This window comes from Burkholderia sp. WP9, assembly GCF_900104795.1.
Lineage (GTDB): Bacteria > Pseudomonadota > Gammaproteobacteria > Burkholderiales > Burkholderiaceae > Paraburkholderia.
The window spans coordinates 1,152,958-1,176,257 of the sequence record NZ_FNTG01000002.1; the positions used below are offsets into that span (position 1 = coordinate 1,152,958).

Consider the following 23,300-nt stretch of genomic DNA (forward strand, 5'->3'; position numbering starts at 1 on the left):
GGCGCGCCATCGATATCCCTGCGGAGGTCGTGGTCGACTCCCGTGTTGAATTGATACTAGCTCGCAAAAAAAGGCCGTTGCAGAGGCCTTTCTTCTGGCGCAATAAGTTTCGGGAATGATGAATCGAGAGGGCCGACGGTTGCCGGACAGACGTGGTTCAGCATGGTGTTTGTCTCCTGTTCGCGACGCCTCTTGGGACGCCTCGTCGGTGGATGCGCGCCTCTTTGGGCGCGCACGATTGCTTGTGAAACAAAGGCCGGCGCGGCCTGCCGCGCCGGCCTTTGTTTAAACCGTTGCGCTCAGGCGCGCGAGCACCTGCGGATTGACGGGCGTCGGGGGCTGGCCGGCCGACGCGCCGAAACCCAGCGCGGCGAGCAAATTGTCTGCGCAAAGCGAGGCCATCGCGCGCCGCGTGCTGACGGACGCACTGCCGATATGCGGCGTCAGGACCACGTTCTTTTGCGCGAGCAGCGCCGGAGTCACCACCGGCTCGCCTTCGAACACGTCCAGACCGGCCGCCGCGATGCTACCTTCGTTGAGCGCCACTGCCAAGGCGGCATCGTCCACCACGCCGCCGCGGGCGATATTGGTCAGCGTGGCCGACGACTTCATCTGCTTGAGTTCCGCCGCGCCGATCGCATGGTGCGAGCTGGGTGAATACGGCACCACGACGATCAGATGATCGGACTCGCGCAGCAGCGTCTCCTTGTCGACGTAACGGGCCCGGCAACTCGCCTCGACCTCCGGCGCCAGTTGCGAACGGTTGTGATAGATCACCTGCATGTCGAAGCCGAACGCGCCGCGCCGCGCGATCGCCTGACCGATGCGGCCCATGCCGAGAATGCCGAGCGTCGCCCCATGCACGTCGCCGCCGACGAACATGTCGAAGCGCCCGGTCTTGGTCCATTCGCCCGCGCGCAGAAAGCGTTCGGACTCGGTAATGCGCCGCGCCGTGGCCATCATCAGCGCGAAGCCGAAGTCGGCGGTGGTATCGGTCAGCACGTCCGGTGTATTCGTGACCAGCACGCCGCGCGCGGTGCACGCCTCCACGTCGACGTTGTTGTAGCCGACGCCGATATTGCACACCGCCTTGAGTTGCGGGCAGGCGTCGAGCAAGGTCGCGTCGATCCGGTCGCTGCCGGCCGTCATCGCGCCCACCTTCCCTTGCAGCCGGGCGATCAGTTCCTGCTGCGTCCAGATCGTATCGTCCGGATTGTCGGTCACATCGAAATTCGCGCGCAGCCGATCGACAATGTCCGGAAATGAAGCACGGGTAACCAGTACCGATGCACGCATGGAAAACCTCCTTGTTGGATTCTGCTGATGTCTCTCGCGCTTTAGTCGCGCAAGCGTCGGAATGGGTTAGCCGAACGCGCCGACCTCATGGGTCACCGCGGTCGATATCTCGCGAATGCAATGGAATAGCCGCGACATGGGCGTAAAGATCTCGGCGTGTTCGCGCACGTAGGGTCCCGTCGCGCGCGGGCCGGCCGGCTCGGCGAAGTCGATCGCGACCGACTGGTCGGCCTGCTCGGGGAAAATCTCCGCCAGCAACGGCAGGACGGCCGGCAAGTCGAGGCCGATGATCGCGCTGTGCAGCCCGTGCGCCGTCACACTCGGGCGCGGCGCGAATTCGGGGATATGGGTGGCGTGCAGCCAGACGCGATGAATCAGTGCAAGGCGTAAAGCATGCAGCAGAGTCTCGCGATCGCTCATGCCGGCTCGATCCGGCCAGGCGGCGCGCAGCGCGAGATCGTCGGCTAGCGCGCGGCGGAACATTGCTCGTAACGCGGCGGATGCACCGAGGCGATCGAGCGTCGAGGCGACGGCGAGCAGCGCGCTGCGCTGGTCACCGTCGGTCGCATGGAGCGCGCGATCGAGCCACATGCCGGGGTCCAGCGTTGAAACGATCGCGCGAAGCACTTCAATGTCCGAATGCGCGAGCGCACAACGGGCGAAGTCGAGCGCCCGGCGAAAGCGCCTGCTGCGCGCGAGCATCTGCGCAAATGCCTCGGGCTGGCGAGCTGCGGCGACGCCCAATCCATGCAAGGTGTTCGCGCACCAGCCGAGCTGCTGCAAAATCGCGTTGTTCGGAATCGCCCGCAACTCGCGCGGATGCTGGATACGTGTGCGCGCCGCCGCGCCGTCGCTCTGCCGCGCGGCGGGTCGCGAACCCGTGCGGTCGAGCAGCGCCGGGCCGAACGCGCCGAGCATGGCCGTATAACCCGCGTCGTCGACAAGCTCGGTCATCGTGGCGCGAATCGAGCCGAAGAAATCGGCGGCAAAATCCGGATCGGCATAGATCGGATCGTCGACCGGACCGACCGGCGGGTGGAATGCATGCTCAGCCAACCGTGCGACAGTCGCGAGGGCCAGCTCCCGGGTGCCGAACAGCAGATAGCCGTCGCCGCCCTGAAACGCACTTTCCTCGCGCACCGGATGCCCCGCATCGTTGAGCGCATGGCGCGACGCCGTTGGAGACAGGTATTTGAGGCGGTCAGCGAGCGATCCCGGATGCGCGCCTCGCCCGATGCTCTCGCCGTGCGTATCGAAAAGCACCACTTCGACACCCTGCATGCCGTGCCGAGCCAACGTCTGCGCAATCTTCAGCCGCAGGCGTTCGATCAGAAAGCTGGCGGCGAGTTGACCGACGTAGCGTCCCGAGTCCGAGTAACCGAACTGCAGCGCAATGCGCCCCTGTTGCTGAACATAAGCGCGGTAGTGCGTACTGTTGAGCGCTTCGTCGAGCACGTGTGCGCCGTGTTCGAGCGCTTCCGCCGTTTCGAACAGCGGACTGATTTCAATGTGCCGCTCGATGCCGAACAGCTTCGCCAGCCACAAGGCGGTCAGCAGCGTGTAGCCGCTCTCCGTCTCGGCGATCAGAAAGCGCACGGGCGTCGACCCGTCGATATGCTTCACCAGTTGCGCGACGGTCATCATCATCCGCACCGCTGTCGCCTGTTCGACCAGCAACGCGCCGAAGTCGACCGGAACGGCTTCGACCTTGTCGAGCGCCACATTGATCGCGGCAAGCATGGCGCGGCGGCGCGAGGGTGCATCCACGGGATCGACGATGTTCAGCCGATGACGCGCCGCATTGTGCAACTGGCTTGCATTCAAACGCACGTGTGTATGCGCGAGCGCCAGTCCGTGCGCGGCGAGACCCGCACGCGCGACGCACAGTGCGAGCCGGTCGCTGTCGGCCGAGTGAGCGATGGCGTCTTCGAATAGCGAGAGCAACGGTGCCGTGCAAACGCATGCCTCATCGCGACTCCCGATGAGAACATGCGCAAAACGCGACACGTGATGCGGATCCTGACTCGACGGGCATGCCGCGATCTGCCGATCGAGCGCCGCTAACGCGATGTCGAGCCTGTGCGATAACTGGCGTGCGCTTGCAATCTCCGCGACCTGCATGCGCAGCCGTGCCAGTTGTAAGCGCTTGATCCGCAAGCGCAGGCGCAGCGTGTCCCACCAGCCAATGTCGGCGCGGCCATCCGTGTCGTAGCCGACCCAGGTCGACAGCACCATCGGCCGGGGAATGAGTGCGGCCCAGCGGTCGGGCCATGCATCGCGTGCCGCCGCCAATAGCGCCGCGTTGAAGCGGTCCAACGCGTCACGACCATGCGTGATCGCAACCGCGGCCTGTTCGAATTCATCGACCAGCGTGACCGTGGCGGGCCGATGCGATTCGAACGACTCACGCGCGGCGCCGCAAGCGTGTTCCGCGAGATGGCGCCCGATCTCCGGCGGCAATGCAAAAGTCCGATGGCCGGTGAACACCGCGGCGTAACGCGTGCGTTCCACCTGCGTACGAAACTGTTCCCAGTCGGGCCGGCTGTGCGCATCGGCGGGTCGCAGCACGTTGCGCGCAACCTCGGCCAGCGCGCGTTCATTCGCCTGAGAATCGACGCCACCCACATAACGCGCGAGACGTACTGCACGATCCGAAAACGCCTGGTCGCGCAGATGACGAATCAGCGCCACGATCGCGTCATGGTCGAGTTCGCCGCTCTCGATCTGCCGCGTGATGTCGAACGCAATCGTGAGAACCGGATTGCTCAACGGGTCGCCGCTCGTGCGGGCGCGGGTACTGGCTACCAGCGCAAGCAGCCGGTCCGCCAACTCGGCAAGATTCGAACGCATGCTTGCACTTACTCGTCGTGGCCGGCCGGTTCGCGTTTGATCGTCGTCAGCCCGCCCGGCACCTGCAGCGTGGGCAGGATTTCCATGTTGCTGATATTGACCGCCAGCGGCGCGGCGATCGCGAAGGCAATGGCATCGGCGATATCGGAAGGCAGCGGCAATTCGAAGCCGTCGATAAATTTCTTGCGCGCCTCTTCGATATCGCCATGCACATGACCGAATATGTCAGTCGCGACACGGCCCGGGCAGATCTCCGTCACGCGCACGCGCCTGCCGGTCGCATCCACGCGCAACTGGCGCGACAACGCGTGAATCCCCGCCTTGGTGGCGCTATAAATGGAGTTGCCGTTGAAGTTGTAGATCCCCGCGATCGAGCTGATGTTGACGATATGCCCGCGATCCCGCTCGACCATGCCCGGCATGGTGAGACGCACGATATGCAGGACCGCTTGCAGGTTCACTTCCACCTGCAGATCGATGTCGTCGGCGCCCGCGTCCAGAATCGAGCCTTTGGTCGAGATGCCGGCGTTGTTCACGACGATATCGAAGGGCACCTCCTGCGTGAGCTTCGTCAGCGCGGCCAGATCGCGCACGTCGATTGTGTGCGGGATGCAACCGGTGCGCTCCGCCAGTTCATTCAGACGATCGGCGTTGCGGGCGAGCGCATGCACTTCGAGTCCTTCACGGCGGAAGCGCTCGACGATCGCAGCGCCCATCCCTGTCGAAGCGCCCGTCACCAGCGCGGTCTTATAGTCTGAAAACGGCATGAATGACCTCTATCTGTAGTTCTGAAATGCCGCACCTTCGAGGCGTGCGACAAGCCTGTTACCAATGCTGCTGCCAATGTATATGCGGTGAAAACGCGGGGCAAAGACGGATTGGCTTTGTAGCGATAAGGCCGCCTTATGGTTGACCCAGACCAGACGCCCGCGCGGCGGCTAGCGCACCAGTTTCGACACCGGCACCACCCTGCCGCCCGCCGATTCGATCACGCCGCGCACCGTGCGCGCGAGATCGACCGCGCCCGGCGTATCGCCGTGCAGCAGGATCGACTGGACCGCGACCTTGAGCTTATTACCGGCGATCGTCGTGATGGTGCCTGCTTCGAGCAACTCCTTGACACGCGCCAGCACGGCAGCGCGATCCTTGATGACCGCGCCCTCGAGCTTGCGCGACACCAGCGCACCCTGATCGTCGTACGCGCGGTCGGCGAGAAAGGTGTTCGCCGTGCGAATGCCGATCCGATCGGCCGCCCGCTCGATTTCCGTATTCGTCGAGACGCTGATGATCAGATCGCGGTCGAACTCGGCGACCGCGCGCACCAGCGGCTCGGCCAGTTCGTACGATGCAGCGGCCATGTTGCCCAGCGCACCGTGAAAGCTCATGTGCGTCACGCGATGTCCCGCGGTCTTTGCAATCCCGGCGAGCGCGCCCATCTGATACACCACGTAATTGGCCAGTTCCAGCGGATCGGCCTGAATCTGGCGCCTGCCGAAGCCCATCAGATCGGGAAAGCCTACGTGCGCGCCGACCTCGATCTGACGCGCCAGCGCCATTCGCACGGTCTTGTCCATGATCACCGGATCGCCCGCGTGATAGCCGCACGCGACGTTGGCCGACGACACGATATCGAGCATCGCTTCGTCTTCGCCCATCCGGTAAGGTCCGAAGCCTTCGCCGAGGTCCGCGTTCAGGTCGATTTCCACCATTCACTCTCCGTTCTTTGATTGCTCTACGCCGCCGGCGAGAGTTCGAGCAAGGGCGTACCGTACCCGGCCGTCGATCCGTGCGAGGCAAGCGTGCGCGTCACCACGCCATTCACTGGTGCGACGACCGGCACGCACAATTGCGCGATCTGTAGCAAGCCGACAATGTCGCCCGCCTTGACGTGAGCGCCCGCGTCGACCAACGGCGTCGAGCGCGCCGGATGGGTCGCCAGAAAGACGCCGGCCGAACTGGCGTTCACGCTGACGGTGCGCGGCTGCGCGCTGTTCGATGCGCTGGCCGCCGTTGCACCAGAATCCGCAGGCGCAAACACCGGCTCCGTCGCGCTCGCGCCGTCCGTGCACGTTGCCTGCTCCAGCGTCAAACGAACCGTCGCCCCGGGCCTTCTGATTTCGATGAACTCGATATCGACCGCTGCCAGCCACGACGTGATCTGCCGCAACTCGCCGATATCCACTTCGTTTTCTTGGGTCATGTTTCAGTGTCGGGAAGGACGAAAGAGCTCGACGAGATTGCGCACCTTGACGAGATAGCCGTTCAGTTCGTCCAGCGCCGCGACGGCTTCCGGATACGTCGTCTGAACAAAACGGATCTTCGTACCAATGCGCGCCTGCGCGAGCCGCCACAAATCCGCTTCGATAACCGTGCCGATCTTTGGATAGCCACCCGAAGGCTGCGCATCCCGCAGTTGAATGATCGGCTGACCACTATGCGGCACCTGAATCACGCCGGGCACGATCCCATGCGAGCGCTTTTCGACCGTATGCGTGGGGACCAGTGCCGGACCGGCAAGGCGATAGCCGTAGCGGTCGCTTTGCGGCGTGACTTTCCAGCCGTCGCGCCAGAAGGCTTCCAGCGAATCCGGCTGGTAGCAGTCGTATTCGGCGGCGGGGAGCACCCGCACGACCGTGTCGCCAGCCTCGGCGGCGGGCACGGTGAGCGGCGCCGGCAACGAATACTCCGGCGGCACGGTGCCGAATCCCGCGGCGGGCGCAGGATCTTGGGCAAGCGCGCGGCCGCCCGCTTCCGCGGCCTTCAGCACATCGCCTTTCTGCAACTGACGGCCGTTGTGGCCGCCGAACTGGCCGCGCAACTGTGTGCTGCGCGAACCGAGCACCACCGGTACATCCACGCCGCCGGCAAGCGACAGGTAGCAACGCGTGCCGCTCGTCGGCACACCGATCGTCAGCACGTCACCCTGCTTTGCCTGCACCGTCCACCACGGCAGCACCGCCCGGTCGCCCAAACGCGCGGCACAGTCGGCGCCGGTAATGGCGAACGCCAGGTCTTCGAGGAAGCGGATGCGGAACGGGAACATCGGAATCTCGATGCCGGCCGCGTCGTCCGGATTGCCGAGCAGCAGGTTGCCGACCGCGAGCGCGAGCCGGTCCATCGCGCCGGCCGTGCCCACGCCATAGCGCAGATAGCCTTCGCGCCCCTGGTCCTGGACGGTCGCGAGCGCGGACGAAGACAGTATCTCGATCATGGAACAATCCTCTCGACGCGAAAACGGATCATGTCGCCGGGGGCGAGCGTGGCGGGATGCGCGCGCGCGGGGTCGAAGAACGACATCGACGTATGGCCGATGGTGTTCCAGCCGCTCGGTCCGGCGGAGGCCGAGACGCCGGTCTGCACGCCGCCGATCGACACCGCGCCGCCAGGCAAGCCCAGCACCGGCACCTTGCGCCGCGGCGTGGCAATGCGCGTGTCCATGCCGCCGAGATAACAGTAGCCAGGATGGCTGCCGAGCGCATAGACCGTGTAGAGCGGCGCGCAATGCAGTTGCACGACTTCATCGACGGACAATCCGGTGTGATCCACCACGTCCTGCAGGTGCGGCCCGAATTCGCCGCCGTACTCCACCGGCAGTTCCACGACTCTACCTTCGATCTGCAATTCGCCTGCCGCGGCCCACGCGTCGCGCAATGCGGCGTCGAGCGAATTCAGGTCCGCCGGCGGCGTGATGAACGTCAACATCAGATTGGTGACGCCGGGCACCGCCTCACGCACGCCAGGCCACGTCTCGACTTCGCGCGCAAGCGCCCAGATGCGGCGCTGCGCATGCAGATCGAGTGCGCCCGGCGCTTCGAACAGCATGGCCGTCGTACCCAGCATGCTGATGCGAAGCGGCTGCTCCGATTCGTCCTGTTTCATGGCTAGAGCGGTCCTGTGTGATTCCGGCCGTGGCCGTTCGACTGCGTCCGCTTGCGCGATCGACGCATGCTCAACGGTCAGCGTCATGTCTGTTTCCTCTTGGCGAGCCAGCGCTCCAGATGATGAATATCGACCCCGCCTGCGCCGAATCCTTCGTCTTCGAGCATGGCCAGATGCAACGGCACGTTGGTGCGAATGCCTTCGACGCGCATCTCCGAGAGCGCAAGACGCATGCGCGCCAGTGCCTCCTCACGGGTTGCGCCGTGTGTGATCACCTTGGCGATCAGCGAGTCGTAATAAGGCGGCACGACAGCGCCGCCACTCATATGCGAATCCACCCGAACGCCATTGCCGCCCGGCAACTCCCACACGGAAATCTTCCCTGGGCACGGCACGAAGGTGAACGGGTCTTCGGCATTGATCCGGCATTCCAGCGCATGGCCCTGGGTGCGAATATCCGATTGACGAATCGTCAACGCGTGCCCTTGAGCAATGCGAATCTGTTCCCGCACGATGTCGATGCCCGAGGTCATTTCCGTCACGGGGTGCTCGACCTGCAAGCGCGTGTTCATTTCGATGAAATAGAACTGGCCGTTCTCGAACAGGAATTCGAACGTACCGGCGCCGCGGTAATTCGTCTGCCGGCACGCGGCGACGCAGCGCTCGCCCACTTGCCGGATCAGTTCCGGATCGATGCCGGGCGCGGGCGCCTCCTCCAGCACCTTCTGATGACGCCGCTGCAGCGAGCAGTCACGCGAGCCCAACCACAAGGCGTTGCCGTGCGTATCGCACAAGACCTGGATTTCGACGTGACGCGGATGCTCGAGAAACTTCTCGACATACAGTTCGGGTTTGCCGAAGGCGCGGCGCGCTTCCTCGCGCGTCACCGAGACCGCCTCGAGCAACTGTTCGGGGCCGGGCACGACACGCATGCCGCGTCCACCGCCGCCACCCGCCGCCTTGACGATTACCGGATAGCCGATTTCTTCAGCGACGTGCAGGATTTCGGCAGGGTCGTCGGGCAAGCCGCCGTCCGGGCCGGGCACGCACGGCACGCCCGCCGCACGCATCGCCCGCTTGGCCGCGACCTTGTCGCCCATGGTGCGGATCGAAGCAGGTTCGGGGCCGATGAAGGCCATGCCCGCAGCCTCGACCTGCGCGGCGAAATCCGCGTTCTCCGACAGGAAGCCGTAGCCCGGATGAATCGCCTGCGCGCCGCTCACATGCGCGGCGAACAGGATCGCGCTGCGGTTCAGGTAACTTTGCCCCGGCGACGCGGGGCCGATACAAAGCGCCTCGTCGGCGAGCCGGACATAGCGGGCATCGGCGTCGGCCTCGGAATGCACGGCCACCGTTTGCAGGCCCAGTTCACGGCAGGCGCGCTGGATTCGAAGCGCGATCTCGCCGCGGTTGGCGATCAGTACTTTATTGAACATGGCCGTTCAACCGATCCGGAAAAGCGGCTGGCCAGATTCGACCTCGCTGCCCGGCGTGACGAGAACCTCCAGAACGGCGCCGCTGAACTCGGATTCGATCGCGTTGAACATTTTCATCGCCTCGATCGTGCAGAGCACTTGCCCTTCCTCGACAGTGTCGCCGGGATTCACGAACGGCGCCTCGCCCGGCGCCGGCGTCAGATGAACGACACCGAACATGGGCGCATGAACCAGTCGAGGTGTTCTCGCGGCTTCGGCGTTTGTGGAGGATGCCTCGGGTGTGCGGGCCGGCTCGGCGGATCGAGCCGGTTCGGCGAGCGGCAATTGAGCCTCTGGCGTATCCGCGGATGCCGACTTCGTGGCGATACGTTGCTCGCCCGCCGGCGCATGCTGGCGTTTGCCACGCCGTTTCGCCTTCACGAGCTTGACCCTTTCCTCGCCCTCGATGACTTCGAGCTTGGCCAGCGGAGATTCCGCCAACAGGTCGATAAGCGCCTTAATCTTCTGGAGATCCATCTCTGAGTCCGTAGCCGGTTGCATGCGCTCCGGCTCACTGCGAGCCGGGGCGATCGACGATGGACTCAATGTATCCGTCACATAAAAATTGCGCCAAGACGGTTTGGCTTTGTAGCGATAAGGTGCGCTTATGTATCGGCGCCGGGCTCGAAGCGCACGTCGAGCGCGAGGTCGCCCGCCAGTTCCAGCAGGATGTCCTTGACGGCCGCGGCGGGCTCCGAAAGCGGCAGATGGTCGGACAGGCAGACCGAAAGCGGAATCTTGATGACGGGTGAAACGATCCGGCATTGCACGATGTCGCCCGCGGCCGCCACCACGCGCGCGGTGGAATCGGGCAGGATCGTCGCGCCGATTCCCGCGCTCACCGCCGCCGAGAGCGTCGATGCGGATTCGATTTCGGCGACCACCTTCGGGATCATCTGCACGCGCGCGAAGCCTTCATCGACATACTTGCGCAGATAGTTGTACGGACGCGGCAGCAGCAACGGCACGTCGCGCAATTCGGTCACGCCGATCTGCTCCTGCGTGATGCCCATGCTGCGCGGCGCGACGAGGAACAGTTCCTCGTTCATCAGAAGCTGGAACGACAGGCCGTGCACGGGCTTGTCGCCATACAGCACCGCCATATCCATGCGGCCGTTCATGATCAGTTCGCTAAGCGTCGTGCCGAAGTTTTCATTGATATACAGCAGGATGTCCGGATGCCGGGCCCGCACGGTTCGCAACAGAGGCAACGACAGCGCCGACGCGCCGGTGCCCGGCGCAAGACCCACCGAAACCTGGCCCGACAGCGTCTGGCCGGCGCTCTTCACGTCGGCCTGCGCCTGTTCGTACTGGCGCAGGATCAACTGTGCGTGGCGATACAGCGTGGCGCCCGCCTCGGTGGCGGTGACGCCGCGTTTCGTGCGCACCAGCAGTTGTTGCTGGAACTCGTCTTCGAGCGTGATCAACTGCTGGCTGAGCGCCGGCTGCGCGATATGAAGCACTTCGGCGGCCTGAGTCAGGCTGCCGATATCGACGATTTTCACGAAGTACTTCAAACGCCGCAGGTTCACGGTAGTCACGCCATCAACATTAAGGGATGGCAACAATGATAGGGCAAGCGCCGTCCGCCGCACAGTGCTTAAAAAACTCCCCGCTCGCCCCGGCGCGCTGAAAAGAGCGCTATATCAGCGTATTCCCGCATGGACCGAGGCTGTGCGCGCCGCCCTCGCGCGCGTGTCGTCGTGTCATAAGCGGATGTTATTGCCCCAGCGGAAAGACGTCTTGGCTTGAACTTTTTCTCACGCTTAATGTGAAGGCTCGTTAAATGCTGTTGAGGAGTCAAGTGTGAGTGCATCGCGCATCGCCGCCCGCGTCCAGCGAATCAAACCTTCGCCGAGCAGCGCCGCGGCCGACCGCGCCGCGGAACTGCGGCGGCAGGGCAAGACCATCGTCAACCTCGTGGTCGGCGAACCCGACTTCGACACGCCGGCGCATATTCGCCAGGCCGCTTTCGAAGCGATGGAACGTGGCGAAACACGCTATACGCAAACGGCGGGCACGCCGGCGCTGCGCGCCGCGATCGCGGCGAAGCTGCAACGAGAGAACGGTCTCTCGTACGACTCCAAGCACATCATCGTGACGTGCGGCGCCAAACATGCGATTTTCAACGCGCTCGCCGTCACCGTGGAAGAGGGTGACGAAGTCCTGATTCCCGCGCCGTACTGGGTGTCGTACCCGGATATGGTGCTTGCCTGCGACGGCGTGCCGGTCGTCGTGCCCTGCACCGAGGCCGACGGTTTCAAGCTCACGCCCGCCGCGCTCGAAGCGGCGATTACGTCGCGCACGCGCTGGCTGATCATCAATTCGCCGACCAATCCCACCGGCGCGACCTACACGGCCGCCGAACTGCGCGCGCTGGCGGACGTGCTACTGCGTCACCCGCAAGTGCTGGTGATGATGGACGATATCTACGAGCACATCCGCTTCGAAGGCGAGGCATCGCAGCATCTGCTGTCGATCGAACCCGAACTCGCTTCGCGCACGCTGGTGGTCAACGGCGTCTCGAAGACTTACGCGATGACCGGCTGGCGCATCGGCTACGCAGCCGGCCCCGCCGATCTGATCGGCGCCATGGACACGCTTCAGTCGCAATCCACCAGCAATGCCAGCTCGATCAGTCAGGCCGCGGCGCTCGCCGCATTGACCGGCGACCAGAGCTTCGTTCAGCAATCCGTGCGGACCTATCGCGAGCGCCGCGACCACGCGCTCGAAGCGCTCAACGCGATTTCCGGCATCAGTTGCAAGACGCCGGGCGGCGCCTTCTATCTGTATGTCAACTGCGGCGGCATGATCGGCCGCACGACGCCGCAAGGCAAGCGACTCGAAGGAGACGCCGACGTGGTTCTCTATCTGCTGGAGCAGGCGGGCGTCGCGCTGGTTGCCGGATCGGCCTACGGCGTGTCGCCTTTCTTCCGGATGTCGATCGCCACGAGCATCGAGATCATCGACGAAGGCTGCAGGAAGATCGCTGCCGCCGTCGCCGCCCTGAACTGAGAGCACGGCGACGGCGCGGCACGCCGCTTCGTCGCTCAATAAAAAGACATGCCGCGCCGACAGGACGCGGCAGTCGGTCTGGAGTTTTCCATCTTTCGTCAATCTGCAAGGGGATCTATTCGTGAAAAATCATACTTTAGGCATACTAACTGGATTTGGACTGGCTATTTCAGGGATCGCGCACGCGCAATCGAGCGTTACCCTCTACGGCATCATCGACGAAGCCGTGCGCTACGACACCCACCAGAACAAATCCGGCGGGAAGCTTTTCACGATGGGTAGCGGCGGCGAGATTCAGGGAAGCCGCTGGGGCCTGCAGGGCACCGAAGATCTCGGCGGCGGCATGGCAGCGATCTTCCAGCTCGAGGGCGGCTTCACCCCGAATACCGGCGTGACGCAGCAATCCACGCCGTCCGGCGCGGCCCGCCTGTTCGGCCGTACCGCGATGGTCGGCCTGAGCAGCCCCTACGGCACGGTGACGGCGGGCCGGCAATACACCCTCGTGCACGAAATGGGCTGGACGCACGATATTTACGCGTTCGCCAACTACACCGGCACGGTCGGCTTTCAGGGCGCCGGACTGACCGGCGGCGGCCGGCTCGACAACACGGTGCGCTATACCTCGCCCACGCTGGCCGGTTTCACCCTCAAGGGTGCGTACACGTTCGGCCAGACAGCGGGCAGCATTCACCAGAATTCGTCGCCGGCCGTAAGCCTCTCTTATGACCACGGCCCGCTGAGCGTCGGCGCGGCTTACCAGATCGTCAACAATATCGGCGGCCTGAATCCTTCGACGACTGCCTACGGCAGCACCTACTTCGGCGTAACGATTCCGGACAGCTCGCAAAAGATCTTCACGGCGGGCGCGACCTATAAATTCGGCGCCGCGAAGGTATATGGCTCGTATATCTACAGCCACGTCTATCCGGCCGATTATCGCAACGACTCGTTCTCCACTGCGCTGCAGTACTACATCACGCCCGCGCTCGTACTCGATCTGCCGTTCTACATCGACTTCGTCCACCATGCGGGCCAGAGCGGCACGCGCATCACCACCGGCCCCACGCTCGACTACCTGCTGAGCAAGCGCACCGATGTCTACGTCGGCGTGGACTACAACCATCTCACCGGCGCATGGACCACCCTCGCCGCCGCGTCCGGCTCGAACCAGCCGTTCTATGGCTTCAACTCGCTATTCGAAGCCGCGATCGGCCTGCGCCACAAGTTCTGACACCGGCGACAGCCATTTTCTTCCGGCATCTCACGAGGCCGGAAGCGCGCTTCGAAAGCCACACCACATCGGGACACGCAGTCGTGTCCCGATCGTCAATGCACGTCCCGACATCGAAAAGGCGGACCTCGATCCGCACATCTCATCCATTCATTCCTGGAGGAACACTCATGAGAATCGGCATTCCCGCCGAGAGCCGCGCCGGCGAAACGCGTGTCGCCGGCACGCCGGAAACAGTCAAAAAACTCACCGCGCAGGGGCATACCGTGCTTGTCCAGAGCGCGGCGGGTGAACACGCTCATTTTCCCGACGTCGCGTACGCGCAGGCAGGCGCTACCCTGGTGGACGCCGCCGAAGCTTTCGCGGCCGACCTCGTACTCAAGGTGCAGGCGCTCACAGAAACCGAACTTGGGCAAATGACACGCGGCGCGATTCTGGTCGGCATGCTCAATCCGTTCGACGCCGATCATGTCGCTCACATTCGCGCTGCGGGCGTGACCGCTTTCGCACTCGAATCGATTCCGCGCACCACGCGCGCGCAAAGCATGGACGTGCTCTCGTCGCAAGCCAATATCGCCGGTTACAAGGCCGTGCTGCTGGCAGCCGGCTTGTACCAGCGCTTCGTGCCGATGCTGATGACCGCCGCGGGCACCGTCAAGGCCGCACGCGTACTCATCCTCGGAGCGGGCGTCGCGGGTCTGCAGGCGATCGCCACGGCCAAGCGTCTCGGCGCGGTGATCGAAGCATCGGACGTGCGTCCCGCCGTCAAGGAACAGATCGAATCGCTGGGCGCCAAGTTTCTCGACGTACCGTGCGAAACCGACGAAGAACACGAGGCCGCCCAAGGCGCAGGCGGCTATGCGCGGCCCATGCCGCCTTCGTGGCTCGCGCGCCAGAGTGCATTGGTGCACGAGCGGGCCAAACAGGCCGACATCGTCATCACAACAGCGTTGATCCCGGGACGCACCGCGCCCACTCTGCTGAACGAGGACACGGTTCGCGCAATGAAGCCGGGCTCGGTGATCATCGACCTGGCCGCAGGCAAAGGAGCCGTCGTGGACGACCGGCGCGGCGGCAATTGCCCGTTGACCGAAGCCGACGCGGTGGTGCTGCGTCACGGCGTACAGATCGCCGGCTACACGAATCTGCCGGCCATGGTCGCCACGGACGCCTCCGCGCTTTATGCCCGCAACGTGCTCGATTTTCTGAAGCTGATCATCGACACCTGCGGCAATCCGAAGATCGACACCAGCGACGATATCGTGGCGGCCACCTTGCTGGGTCACGACGCTGCGATGCTGCAAACCGCATAAGGAGACCGCGATGGAACTCATCTCTCACACCACGACCAATCTCATCATCTTCGTGCTGGCGATCTATGTCGGCTACCACGTCGTCTGGAACGTGACGCCGGCCTTGCATACGCCGCTGATGGCCGTCACCAACGCGATCTCCGCGATCGTCATCGTCGGCGCCATGCTGGCCGCGGGGCTCACCGTGGGCGGTGCAGGCAAGGCGTTTGGCGCAATCGCCGTGGCGCTGGCGGCGGTCAATGTGTTCGGCGGCTTTCTCGTGACGCGCCGCATGCTCGAAATGTTCAGGAAGAAAGAAGCTAAAAAGCCGGCCGCAAACGCGGTCAACGGAGTCGCGCAATGAGTATGAATGTCGTCACATTGTTGTATCTCGTCGCCTCCGTCTGTTTCATTCAGGCGCTCAAAGGGCTGTCGAATCCGAAAAGCGCCAGACTCGGCAATGTCTTCGGCATGGCCGGCATGACCATCGCCATGCTGACCACGCTCGCGCTGATCGGCAAACAGGCGTCTTCGCTCGGATCGGATCTGATACTCGGGCTGACGGTACTCGTCGGCGCACTGATTGTCGGTGGCGCGATCGGCACGGTGGTCGCCGCGCGGGTCGAAATGACAAAAATGCCCGAACTGATCGCAGCCATGCACTCGCTGATCGGCTTGGCCGCTGTCTGCATTGCTTATGCCGTGGTGTCAGAGCCGTCCGCCTTCGGTCTCGCTGCAAGCGGCGGCGAACTGCCGTACGGCAATCGCGTCGAGTTGTTCATCGGCACGTTTATCGGCGCGATCACGTTCTCCGGTTCGGTGATCGCATTCGGCAAGCTGTCGGGCAAGTACAAGTTCCGGTTGTTCCAGGGCGCACCCGTCGTGTATCCCGCACAGCATGCGCTCAACCTCGCGCTCGCGATCTCCATGGTGGGCTTCGGCATTGCATTTTTTCTGACGCAGTCGTGGTGGTCCTTCATTGTCATGACCGCGATTGCTTTCGCGCTCGGCGTGCTGATCATCATTCCGATCGGCGGCGCCGACATGCCGGTGGTGGTCTCGATGCTCAACTCCTACTCGGGGTGGGCGGCGGCCGGCATCGGCTTCTCGCTGAACAACCCGATGCTGATCATTGCCGGCTCACTGGTCGGCTCGTCCGGTGCGATTCTGTCGTACATCATGTGCCGGGCGATGAACCGTTCGTTCTTCAGTGTGCTGCTTGGCGGCTTCGGTGCGCAAGCCTCCGCTGACAGCGGCCTCAAGCGCGAGCAGCGGCCGGTCAAATCAGGTTCCGCCGACGATGCCGCGTTTCTGCTCGGTAATGCCGAATCGGTCGTGATCGTACCGGGCTACGGCCTCGCTGTCGCACGCGCACAGCATGCACTGAAAGAGTTGACCGACAAGCTCACCGACAAGGGCATCGACGTCCGTTACGCGATCCATCCGGTGGCGGGCCGTATGCCCGGCCATATGAACGTGCTGCTCGCCGAGGCCGAAGTGCCGTACGACCAGGTATTCGAAATGGACGACATCAACGCGGAGTTCGGCCAGACCGATGTCGTGCTCGTTCTCGGCGCAAACGACGTGGTCAACCCGGCCGCGAAAACCGACCCGGCGTCGCCGATTGCCGGCATGCCGATTCTGGAGGCCTACAAGGCGCGCACCGTGATCGTCAACAAGCGGTCGATGGCCTCAGGCTACGCCGGCCTCGACAATGATCTGTTCTATATGGACAAAACCATGATGGTGTTTTCCGACGCCAAAAAGGTGATCGAGAACATGACCAAGGCGCTCGAATAAGCATCCATAAGCGGCAAGTATCGGCCCAGACGACTTTGATCTTTGTCGGCTGGGCCTTTCAGCGCTAACGTATTGCGTGCTGACCCCGCATTTACCGTTATAGGCTCTTACCATGCATGCACTCGTCATTCACGCACCGCTCGATCTGCGCATCGAGGAGGTGCCCACGCCCGAACCGCAAGCCAACCAGATGCTGGTGCGGGTTCGAGCCGGCGGCATCTGCGGCTCCGATCTTCACTACTTCAATCATGGCGGTTTCGGCACGGTCCGCATCAAGGAACCCATGGTGCTCGGCCACGAGGTGTCCGGCGCCGTCTCGCGCGTCGGACCCGGCGTGACCGACATGCCCGTTGGCACGCGGATCTCCATCAGTCCGAGCCGGCCTTGCGGTCTGTGCCAGTACTGTCAGCAAGGGCTGCAGAATCATTGTCTGGATATGCGCTACTACGGCAGCGCGATGCGCACGCCGCACGTGCAGGGCGCATTCCAGCAGGAAATCGTGATCGACCGCTCACAAGCGCATGTAGTCGCGGACTCCTTGAGCGATGCGGAAGCCGCCATGGCCGAGCCGCTCTCCGTCGCGCTGCATGCCGTGCGGCGCGCGGGTCCCTTACTCGGCAAACGCGTGCTCGTGACGGGCTGCGGGCCGATCGGCGCGTTGATCGTGGCCGCTGCGCGACGAGCCGGCGCGGCGACGATCGTGGTGACCGATGTCAACACGCTGCCGCTCGAGAGCGCAAAAAAGGTCGGTGCGGACCTCGCGATCAACATTGCCGAAACGCCGGACGCGCTCGCGCCGTTTGCCGTCGACAAGGGCAGCTTCGACGTTCTGTTCGAGGCGAGCGGCAATGCGGCGGCACTGCGCGGCGCATTCGACGTACTCAAGCCGCGCGGCGTGATCGTCCAGGTGGGACTTGGCGGAGATATCGCTTTGCCCATCAACGTGATCGTCGCCAAGGAATTCGACCTGCGCGGCGCGTTCCGTTTCCACGAAGAATTCGCTGTGGCCGTCGAGTTGCTGAACAAGGGTTTGATCGACGTGAAGCCCCTGATTTCAGGTATTTTCCCGTATCAGGATTCGGTCAAGGCATTCCAGACCGCCGGTGACCGCTCCAGATCGATGAAGGTGCTGGTGACTTTCGATTGATTACGCGAACGGGCACGCCCCTCTCTTCGACTACAACGAGCGCCAGGCGCGCGGATAGTCGAAGAGCATTCCCGCTTACCATTTCCGTGAACCATGAAAAAAGCCGACGCTGACGTCGGCTCTTGCGCTACGCGCTACGCCTTGCTCAGTTATTGCATCGCGCTTCGAGGGCGTCGATGAACGCGCGGTTCCAGCGCCCTTCCTTCATCGCCCGCATGGTTTCGGCTTCCGCTTCCAGAACGGCTAGCGCTTTCTCGATCACGTGTGCCGCATCGTCTTGCGGGATGGCGAGCAAGCCATCCTGGTCGCCGACCACGATATCGCCCGGATTCACCACCATGCCGCCGACCGACACCGGCACGTTGATCTCACCCGGACCGTCTTTATACGGGCCGCGGTGCGTCACCCCACGCGCGTAGACCGGAAAATCCCGCTCACGAATTTCGGCGACATCGCGGATTGCACCATCGACCACCAGACCGACAACGCCCACGTGAGCCGCATAGAAAGACAAAATTCCGCCGACCACCGCATTGTTCAAATCGCCGCCAGCGTCCACGACCAGCACGTCGCCGGGACGGCAAAACTCCAGCGCGCGCAGATAAGTCAGGTTATCGCCGCCTCGCGAGCGCACGGTGACGGCCGTGCCCGCCATGGTCTGCTTGCCGGGCCGCTGATACGGATGGAGCCCGACACTGCCGATGTTGCGATGCATGTTGTCGCTAAGCGCGGAGACGGGAATAGCGCGTAGTGCGGCAAGAATCGTGTCGGCAGCTTGAGCGGCCGAAGGGTTTTTCCTGATGGCTTTGTACATGATCGATCTTGGCTTCCGGGGTGGCTGATACACGGCTACAACGGTATATCGCCCCAGCGAATCGCGCCAAGACGGCTTCGTTCTTGCGCAATAGCAAATGCTTATGAGGCAGAACCCGCTGAGTCATCCCGGCTCGATAGCGGACGCTCATCACGCGATTGATCCGCCGATAGGCTCAGCGCCTCGCGAGATGGAGGCCCGCGAGCATGCATCGCACGGACCCGCCTGCCATTTCGATGGTCGGCACCTCCAGCGGAAGCAACTGCGCAGAGCGCTCGATCAGCTCGCGCTGCTGGTGCGTGAGGCACTCGAAAGCGCGCCTGGAGAGCGCGAGCACCCGTCCATCCCGGCCCGACAGTTCGAGTGCGTTGCCGGCGAAGCTCGCGATCTGTGCATTCTCCAATGCGATCACCGTGCGACCGGTCTCCGTGAGACGCCGGTGAATATCGTCGCGGCGCTTCGGGTCGACGATCAGATTCATGCCGACCAGCGCGAACTCGGTGGCGACGCTCATCATGACGTTAGTGTGATAGACCGGGTGACCATCGGCATCGGCTGTGTCAAAGCATATCGGTTCAAAGTTGAAATGCGTACAGAACCGTTCCAGCGCAACAGGATCCGCTCGGCGTGAGCGCGCTGTATAGGCGATACGAGCGATGTGATCGAGCACCATCGCGCCCGTGCCCTCGAGAAAGACGTCGTCGTGCTCCAGCCCGGAATAATCGATCACGTCCTGAACGCGATATTCGCTCTTGAGCATCTCGATCACGTCGGCCCGGCGCTCGCGCCGGCGGTTGACGTTATGCATTGGATACAGCGCAACATGACCGCCGGGATGGGTCGAAAACCAGTTATTGGGGAAGACGGAGTCCGGCGTGCCCCGCTCTCCATGATCGTCGAACAGATGGACGCACACGCCCGCAGCACTCAGCACACGCGCGGCTTCGGTGACTTCCGCGTGTGCCGCGGCAGCCAACGAGTGTGCCGTGCCTTCGCCGCCACACGGCGCGCTGCGCTGAAAAGCGTTGTCGGCGGCGGTCTCGGGGTTCGGAAGAAAACGATGCGGGCGGATCATCACGACCGAGGCCGGCGCTTGAATCGACAGAAGTGTCATGGATTGCGAGGGACGAAAGACAGTGGGAACGACGACGGGCTACGTTAGATTCAGCGGGCGAATGCGAGGACGTCGGCCGCCCCGAGTGCTGGCTCCGACGCTCTTTCCTGAAACGCGCCGATTAGCGCGAAGAGATTCTTCGGATCAGTGGCAGGCGGGATCAGCGAGATTTCGACGCCCGCATTGTGCTGACGCGCGAGCCCGTCGAGGTAACGAAGCGCCGAATAGTCTTCGAGCGCGAAACCCACTGAATCGAACACCGTGACTTGCGTAGCACGGTCGCGCCCGGCTGCTTCGCCTCGCAGGACGCGCCACAGTTCCGTGACGGGGAAGTCGGCGGGCAGTTGCTGGATGTCGCCTTCGATTCGAGTCTGCGGTTCGTATTCGACAAACACACGCCCCATGCGCAACACGTCGGCATGCAACTCCGTCTTGCCCGGACAATCGCCGCCGACAGCATTCAAATGCATACCGGGAGTGATCATGTCGGGCGTCAGGATGGTCGCGTAAGCTTTGTCTGCTGTCACTGTCGTGACGATATCCGCGCCGCGCACAGCTTCAGCGGTGGACGCAGCCCGCACGGTACGCAGCGCCGGAAATGCAGACAGGTTGCGTACGAGCTTGTCCGTCGCACGCTCGTCGAGGTCGAACAGTCTGATCTCCTCGATGCCCATTAGCGTGTGGAATGCGATTGCCTGAAACTCGCTCTGTGCGCCATTGCCGATGAGTGCCATCGTTCTGGATTCCGGCCGCGCGAGTGCCTTTGCCGCAAGTACCGACGTGGCGGCCGTGCGCAGTGCGGTGGTGAGCGTCAATTCCGCAAGGAGAAGCGGATAGCCCGTGTCGACGTCGGCCAGCGCACCGAACGCCATCACGGTATGGATGCCTCGCTCTGCGTTGACCGGATGGCCATTGACGTACTTGAACGCGAACAACCGTGAATCCGCAACGGGCATTAACTCGATCACGCCCTCCCGCGAATGGCAGGCCACGCGCGGCGACTTGTCGAAGTCGTTCCATCGAACGTAGTCGGCATGCAACGTGTCGACGAGTTCACTCAGGAACCGTGGGACACCTAATGAAGCGATCAGTCTGCTGGTAGCGGGCACATCGAGGAAGCGGGTCATGGGGTTTGTCTCCAGGGTTGGGCGCGGCTCCACGAGCCGCCTGATAAGACATTATTTCCGCAACCTAGGCCAACAAAAAGTGTCCACTTATGACAAAATGTCTGCCTTATTGAGCAATTTGCCCATACCGAATGGTAATTTGTTTATCTGACGCAACCATCGCCGTCAACGAACGGCGAAGCACCCGTTTCAGCGTCATGCAAAGGAAGCGAATTACATGATCAGCCTTGACGACGTGGACCATCAGCTCATCGCGCTGTTGCGCGACAACGCGCGCACGCCAGTCGTCACACTCGCACAACAGTTGCGGGTGGCGCGGGCAACGGTTCAGAACCGGTTGACCCGGCTGGAAAAGAACGGCGTGATCGTCGGCTATACGGTGAAGTTGAAGCCGGCCGTGGAAAAGCACCGGATTCGCGGGCTGATGTCGATTGCCGTGCAGGGCAATCGGGCGGCAGAGGTCGTGAAGGTGTTGCGTGGTCATCCAAATGTCGCCACGATTCACAGCACCAACGGGCGTTGGGACCTCATTGCGGAACTGCTGGCGGACTCGCTGGAGAATTTTGATCGCGTACTCGGCACGATCCGTTTGATCGACGGCATTGCCAGCACGGAAACCAGCATTCTCCTGTCGACACACAAAGCGTGATCGCGGCACGCACGGCGCGCCATGCCCAAGCCTGCTGTTCCAGGCGTTTCCCGCCAACAGCCGCGCGCATCCACCTCCTGATTTGCATCCGCGATCATTCGCTCCATTAATACAAAGGATTAGAAAACAGACTTTTACTTATTCTTTTTGGTTTCCGATAAAGGCACCAGGCCATGCACGCAATCGCTGCGTTCATCCACTGAAACTGCTGTGCCTCAAGGAGAAACCCATGACGTCCTATCGCCCCGCGGACACACCACCCCCATCAGACGGCGCCCCGGCCAACATGAAAAAGATCGCGGTGGCGAGTGTGATCGGCACGACCGTAGAATGGTATGACCTGTTCGTCTTCGCCACCGCCTCGGCACTCGTCTTCAACAAGGTGTTCTTTCCCGGCTTTGTCCCGTTAGTCGGCACCTTGCTGGCGTTCGGCACGTTCGCCTCCGCCTACCTCGCGCGCATTGCCGGGGCCGCCCTCTTCGGCCATTTCGGCGACCGGCTCGGACGCAAGGCGATGCTGCTGGTGTCGCTCATCATCATGGGCATCGCGACGTTCTCGATCGGCCTGCTGCCGAACTATGCGTCGATCGGCATCTGGGCGCCCATTCTGCTGCTCACCTTGCGCGTCATTCAGGGACTCGCGCTCGGCGGCGAATGGGGCGGCGCCGTGCTGATGGCAGTGGAACATGCCCCCGCAGGCAAGCGTGGACTGTATGGCTCGTGGGTGCAGATAGGCGTGCCTGCCGGCACCCTGATCGCCAATCTGGCGTTTCTGGTCTGCAATGCCACACTTTCAAACGACGCACTGCTCTCCTGGGGCTGGCGCATTCCGTTCCTTGCGAGCGCATTGCTCGTGGGGGTCGGGCTTTACATCCGTCTGAACACGTCCGAAACGCCGTCGTTCCGCAAGATCAAGGAAGCCGACGCGCAGGTCAAGTTGCCGATCGCCGAGGTCCTCACCCGATACTGGAAGCAGGTTCTGCTCGGCGGTATCGCGACGATGTCGACGGGCACCTCGTTCAACCTGATTGTCGCGTTCGGGCTAACGTATGGGACGCAGACGCTGGGATTCTCACGCAACGCGATGCTCTCCATTGCACTGATTGCCTGCGCGCTTTGCATCGTGTTGCTGCCGGCCTTCGGCAAGCTCTCTGACATCGTGGGCCGCAAGCCGGTGATCATCGGCGGCATTGTCGCCGAGGCTCTGCTCGCTTTTCCGCTTTTCTGGCTGCTGGATACGCGCGAGTTTCCGTTTGCGCTGCTCGGTTATCTGCTGATGATGACCGCCTTCGCCGCGAACTACGGACCCATTGCCACCTTCCTCGCGGAGTTGTTCGGCACCGAGGTTCGCTACTCCGGCCTGTCGGTGAGTTATATGTTGTCGGGGCTGCTCGGCAGCGCCGCTACGCCGATTGTCACCACCGCATTGTTGTCCGCTACGGGCAGAGGTTCGTCGGTGGCGTGGTACATGATGGGCTCGGCTGCTGTTTCGGCACTCGCGCTCGTGCTGCTCGCGGAGACGCTCCGCCGCGATATCTCGTCCGCGGCGCGCGCGAATGCCGCCACCGCAAGCATTTCGTGAAGGGTTGATATGCATACGGAAAAGGCCGT

21 protein-coding genes are annotated in these 23,300 nt (G+C 63.1%); 8 read left to right on the forward strand and 13 right to left on the reverse strand.

Translation table 11 applies throughout. From position 1 onward, the window contains the following. Positions 1–285: 285 nt before the first annotated feature. From BLW71_RS26465 to nac, 10 genes are all read right to left on the reverse strand, one after another. Positions 286–1,296 (reverse strand): 2-hydroxyacid dehydrogenase, encoded by a 1,011-nt coding sequence (locus BLW71_RS26465; protein WP_091803763.1) that lies wholly within the window; start codon positions 1,294–1,296, stop codon positions 286–288. A 66-nt stretch (positions 1,297–1,362) separates the two neighbouring features. Beyond that, entirely contained in the window at positions 1,363–4,146 is a 2,784-nt protein-coding gene (locus tag BLW71_RS26470) for a phosphoenolpyruvate carboxylase (protein WP_091803766.1), read from the reverse strand. 8 nt (positions 4,147–4,154) lie between these two features. Beyond that, a complete protein-coding gene (locus BLW71_RS26475) occupies positions 4,155–4,913 on the reverse strand; it encodes an SDR family oxidoreductase (RefSeq protein WP_091803769.1) in 759 nt (252 codons plus the stop codon). 171 nt (positions 4,914–5,084) lie between these two features. Beyond that, positions 5,085–5,852 (reverse strand): LamB/YcsF family protein, encoded by a 768-nt coding sequence (locus tag BLW71_RS26480; RefSeq protein ID WP_091808914.1) that lies wholly within the window; start codon positions 5,850–5,852, stop codon positions 5,085–5,087. Between the two features lie 26 nt (positions 5,853–5,878). Further along, the gene (locus BLW71_RS26485; protein ID WP_091803772.1) at positions 5,879–6,346 is read right to left on the reverse strand and encodes a biotin/lipoyl-containing protein; all 468 of its coding nucleotides are present in this window, start codon (positions 6,344–6,346) and stop codon (positions 5,879–5,881) included. Positions 6,347–6,349: 3 nt separating this feature from the next. Continuing rightward, positions 6,350–7,357, reverse strand: a complete 1,008-nt coding sequence (locus BLW71_RS26490; RefSeq protein WP_091803775.1) for a 5-oxoprolinase subunit C family protein — start codon at positions 7,355–7,357, stop codon at positions 6,350–6,352. Continuing rightward, positions 7,354–8,025, reverse strand: a complete 672-nt coding sequence (pxpB, locus tag BLW71_RS26495; RefSeq protein WP_286162214.1) for a 5-oxoprolinase subunit PxpB — start codon at positions 8,023–8,025, stop codon at positions 7,354–7,356. The genes BLW71_RS26490 and pxpB overlap by 4 nt, the downstream gene beginning before the upstream one ends. 83 nt (positions 8,026–8,108) lie before the next feature. Further along, the gene (gene accC / locus BLW71_RS26500) at positions 8,109–9,461 is read right to left on the reverse strand and encodes an acetyl-CoA carboxylase biotin carboxylase subunit (RefSeq protein ID WP_091803781.1); all 1,353 of its coding nucleotides are present in this window, start codon (positions 9,459–9,461) and stop codon (positions 8,109–8,111) included. A gap of 6 nt (positions 9,462–9,467) precedes the next feature. Continuing rightward, a complete protein-coding gene (locus BLW71_RS26505) occupies positions 9,468–9,977 on the reverse strand; it encodes an acetyl-CoA carboxylase biotin carboxyl carrier protein (protein WP_091803784.1) in 510 nt (169 codons plus the stop codon). A 128-nt stretch (positions 9,978–10,105) separates the two neighbouring features. After that, a complete protein-coding gene (gene nac / locus BLW71_RS26510) occupies positions 10,106–11,032 on the reverse strand; it encodes a nitrogen assimilation transcriptional regulator NAC (RefSeq protein ID WP_091803787.1) in 927 nt (308 codons plus the stop codon). A gap of 274 nt (positions 11,033–11,306) precedes the next feature. On the opposite strand from nac, the gene BLW71_RS26515 reads away from it, so the two are divergent. The 6 genes from BLW71_RS26515 (at position 11,307) to BLW71_RS26540 (ending at position 17,985) form a co-directional block, all read left to right on the forward strand. Beyond that, positions 11,307–12,515: an aspartate transaminase gene (locus tag BLW71_RS26515; RefSeq protein WP_091803790.1), complete on the forward strand. Its 1,209-nt coding sequence runs from the start codon at positions 11,307–11,309 to the stop codon at positions 12,513–12,515. Positions 12,516–12,636: 121 nt separating this feature from the next. Next, positions 12,637–13,746, forward strand: coding sequence for a porin (locus tag BLW71_RS26520; RefSeq protein WP_286162110.1), 1,110 nt, complete (start codon positions 12,637–12,639; stop codon positions 13,744–13,746). A gap of 170 nt (positions 13,747–13,916) precedes the next feature. Further along, entirely contained in the window at positions 13,917–15,059 is a 1,143-nt protein-coding gene (locus BLW71_RS26525) for a Re/Si-specific NAD(P)(+) transhydrogenase subunit alpha (RefSeq protein WP_091803793.1), read from the forward strand. Between the two features lie 10 nt (positions 15,060–15,069). Beyond that, positions 15,070–15,402, forward strand: coding sequence for an NAD(P) transhydrogenase subunit alpha part 2 (locus BLW71_RS26530; RefSeq protein WP_091803796.1), 333 nt, complete (start codon positions 15,070–15,072; stop codon positions 15,400–15,402). Then, positions 15,399–16,838, forward strand: coding sequence for an NAD(P)(+) transhydrogenase (Re/Si-specific) subunit beta (locus BLW71_RS26535; RefSeq protein ID WP_091803799.1), 1,440 nt, complete (start codon positions 15,399–15,401; stop codon positions 16,836–16,838). The genes BLW71_RS26530 and BLW71_RS26535 overlap by 4 nt, the downstream gene beginning before the upstream one ends. Positions 16,839–16,950: 112 nt before the next feature. Then, positions 16,951–17,985, forward strand: coding sequence for an L-idonate 5-dehydrogenase (locus BLW71_RS26540; RefSeq protein WP_091803802.1), 1,035 nt, complete (start codon positions 16,951–16,953; stop codon positions 17,983–17,985). A gap of 145 nt (positions 17,986–18,130) precedes the next feature. On the opposite strand, the gene BLW71_RS26545 is transcribed toward BLW71_RS26540, so the two are convergent. From BLW71_RS26545 to ocd, 3 genes are all read right to left on the reverse strand, one after another. Further along, on the reverse strand, positions 18,131–18,799 hold the full coding sequence (locus tag BLW71_RS26545; RefSeq protein ID WP_177205122.1) for an RraA family protein: 669 nt from the start codon (positions 18,797–18,799) through the stop codon (positions 18,131–18,133). Between the two features lie 175 nt (positions 18,800–18,974). Next, complete coding sequence (gene ctlX, locus BLW71_RS26550; RefSeq protein ID WP_091803805.1) at positions 18,975–19,913, reverse strand: citrulline utilization hydrolase CtlX; 939 nt, start codon at positions 19,911–19,913, stop codon at positions 18,975–18,977. Between the two features lie 50 nt (positions 19,914–19,963). Next, positions 19,964–21,040 (reverse strand): ornithine cyclodeaminase, encoded by a 1,077-nt coding sequence (ocd, locus tag BLW71_RS26555; protein WP_091803808.1) that lies wholly within the window; start codon positions 21,038–21,040, stop codon positions 19,964–19,966. A 217-nt stretch (positions 21,041–21,257) separates the two neighbouring features. Here ocd and BLW71_RS26560 point away from each other — a divergent pair, with 217 nt between their 5' ends. Both BLW71_RS26560 and BLW71_RS26565 read left to right on the forward strand, forming a co-directional pair. Then, the gene (locus tag BLW71_RS26560) at positions 21,258–21,689 is read left to right on the forward strand and encodes an Lrp/AsnC family transcriptional regulator (protein ID WP_091803811.1); all 432 of its coding nucleotides are present in this window, start codon (positions 21,258–21,260) and stop codon (positions 21,687–21,689) included. A gap of 229 nt (positions 21,690–21,918) precedes the next feature. Then, on the forward strand, positions 21,919–23,271 hold the full coding sequence (locus BLW71_RS26565; protein ID WP_091803814.1) for an MFS transporter: 1,353 nt from the start codon (positions 21,919–21,921) through the stop codon (positions 23,269–23,271). Positions 23,272–23,300 lie beyond the last annotated feature (29 nt).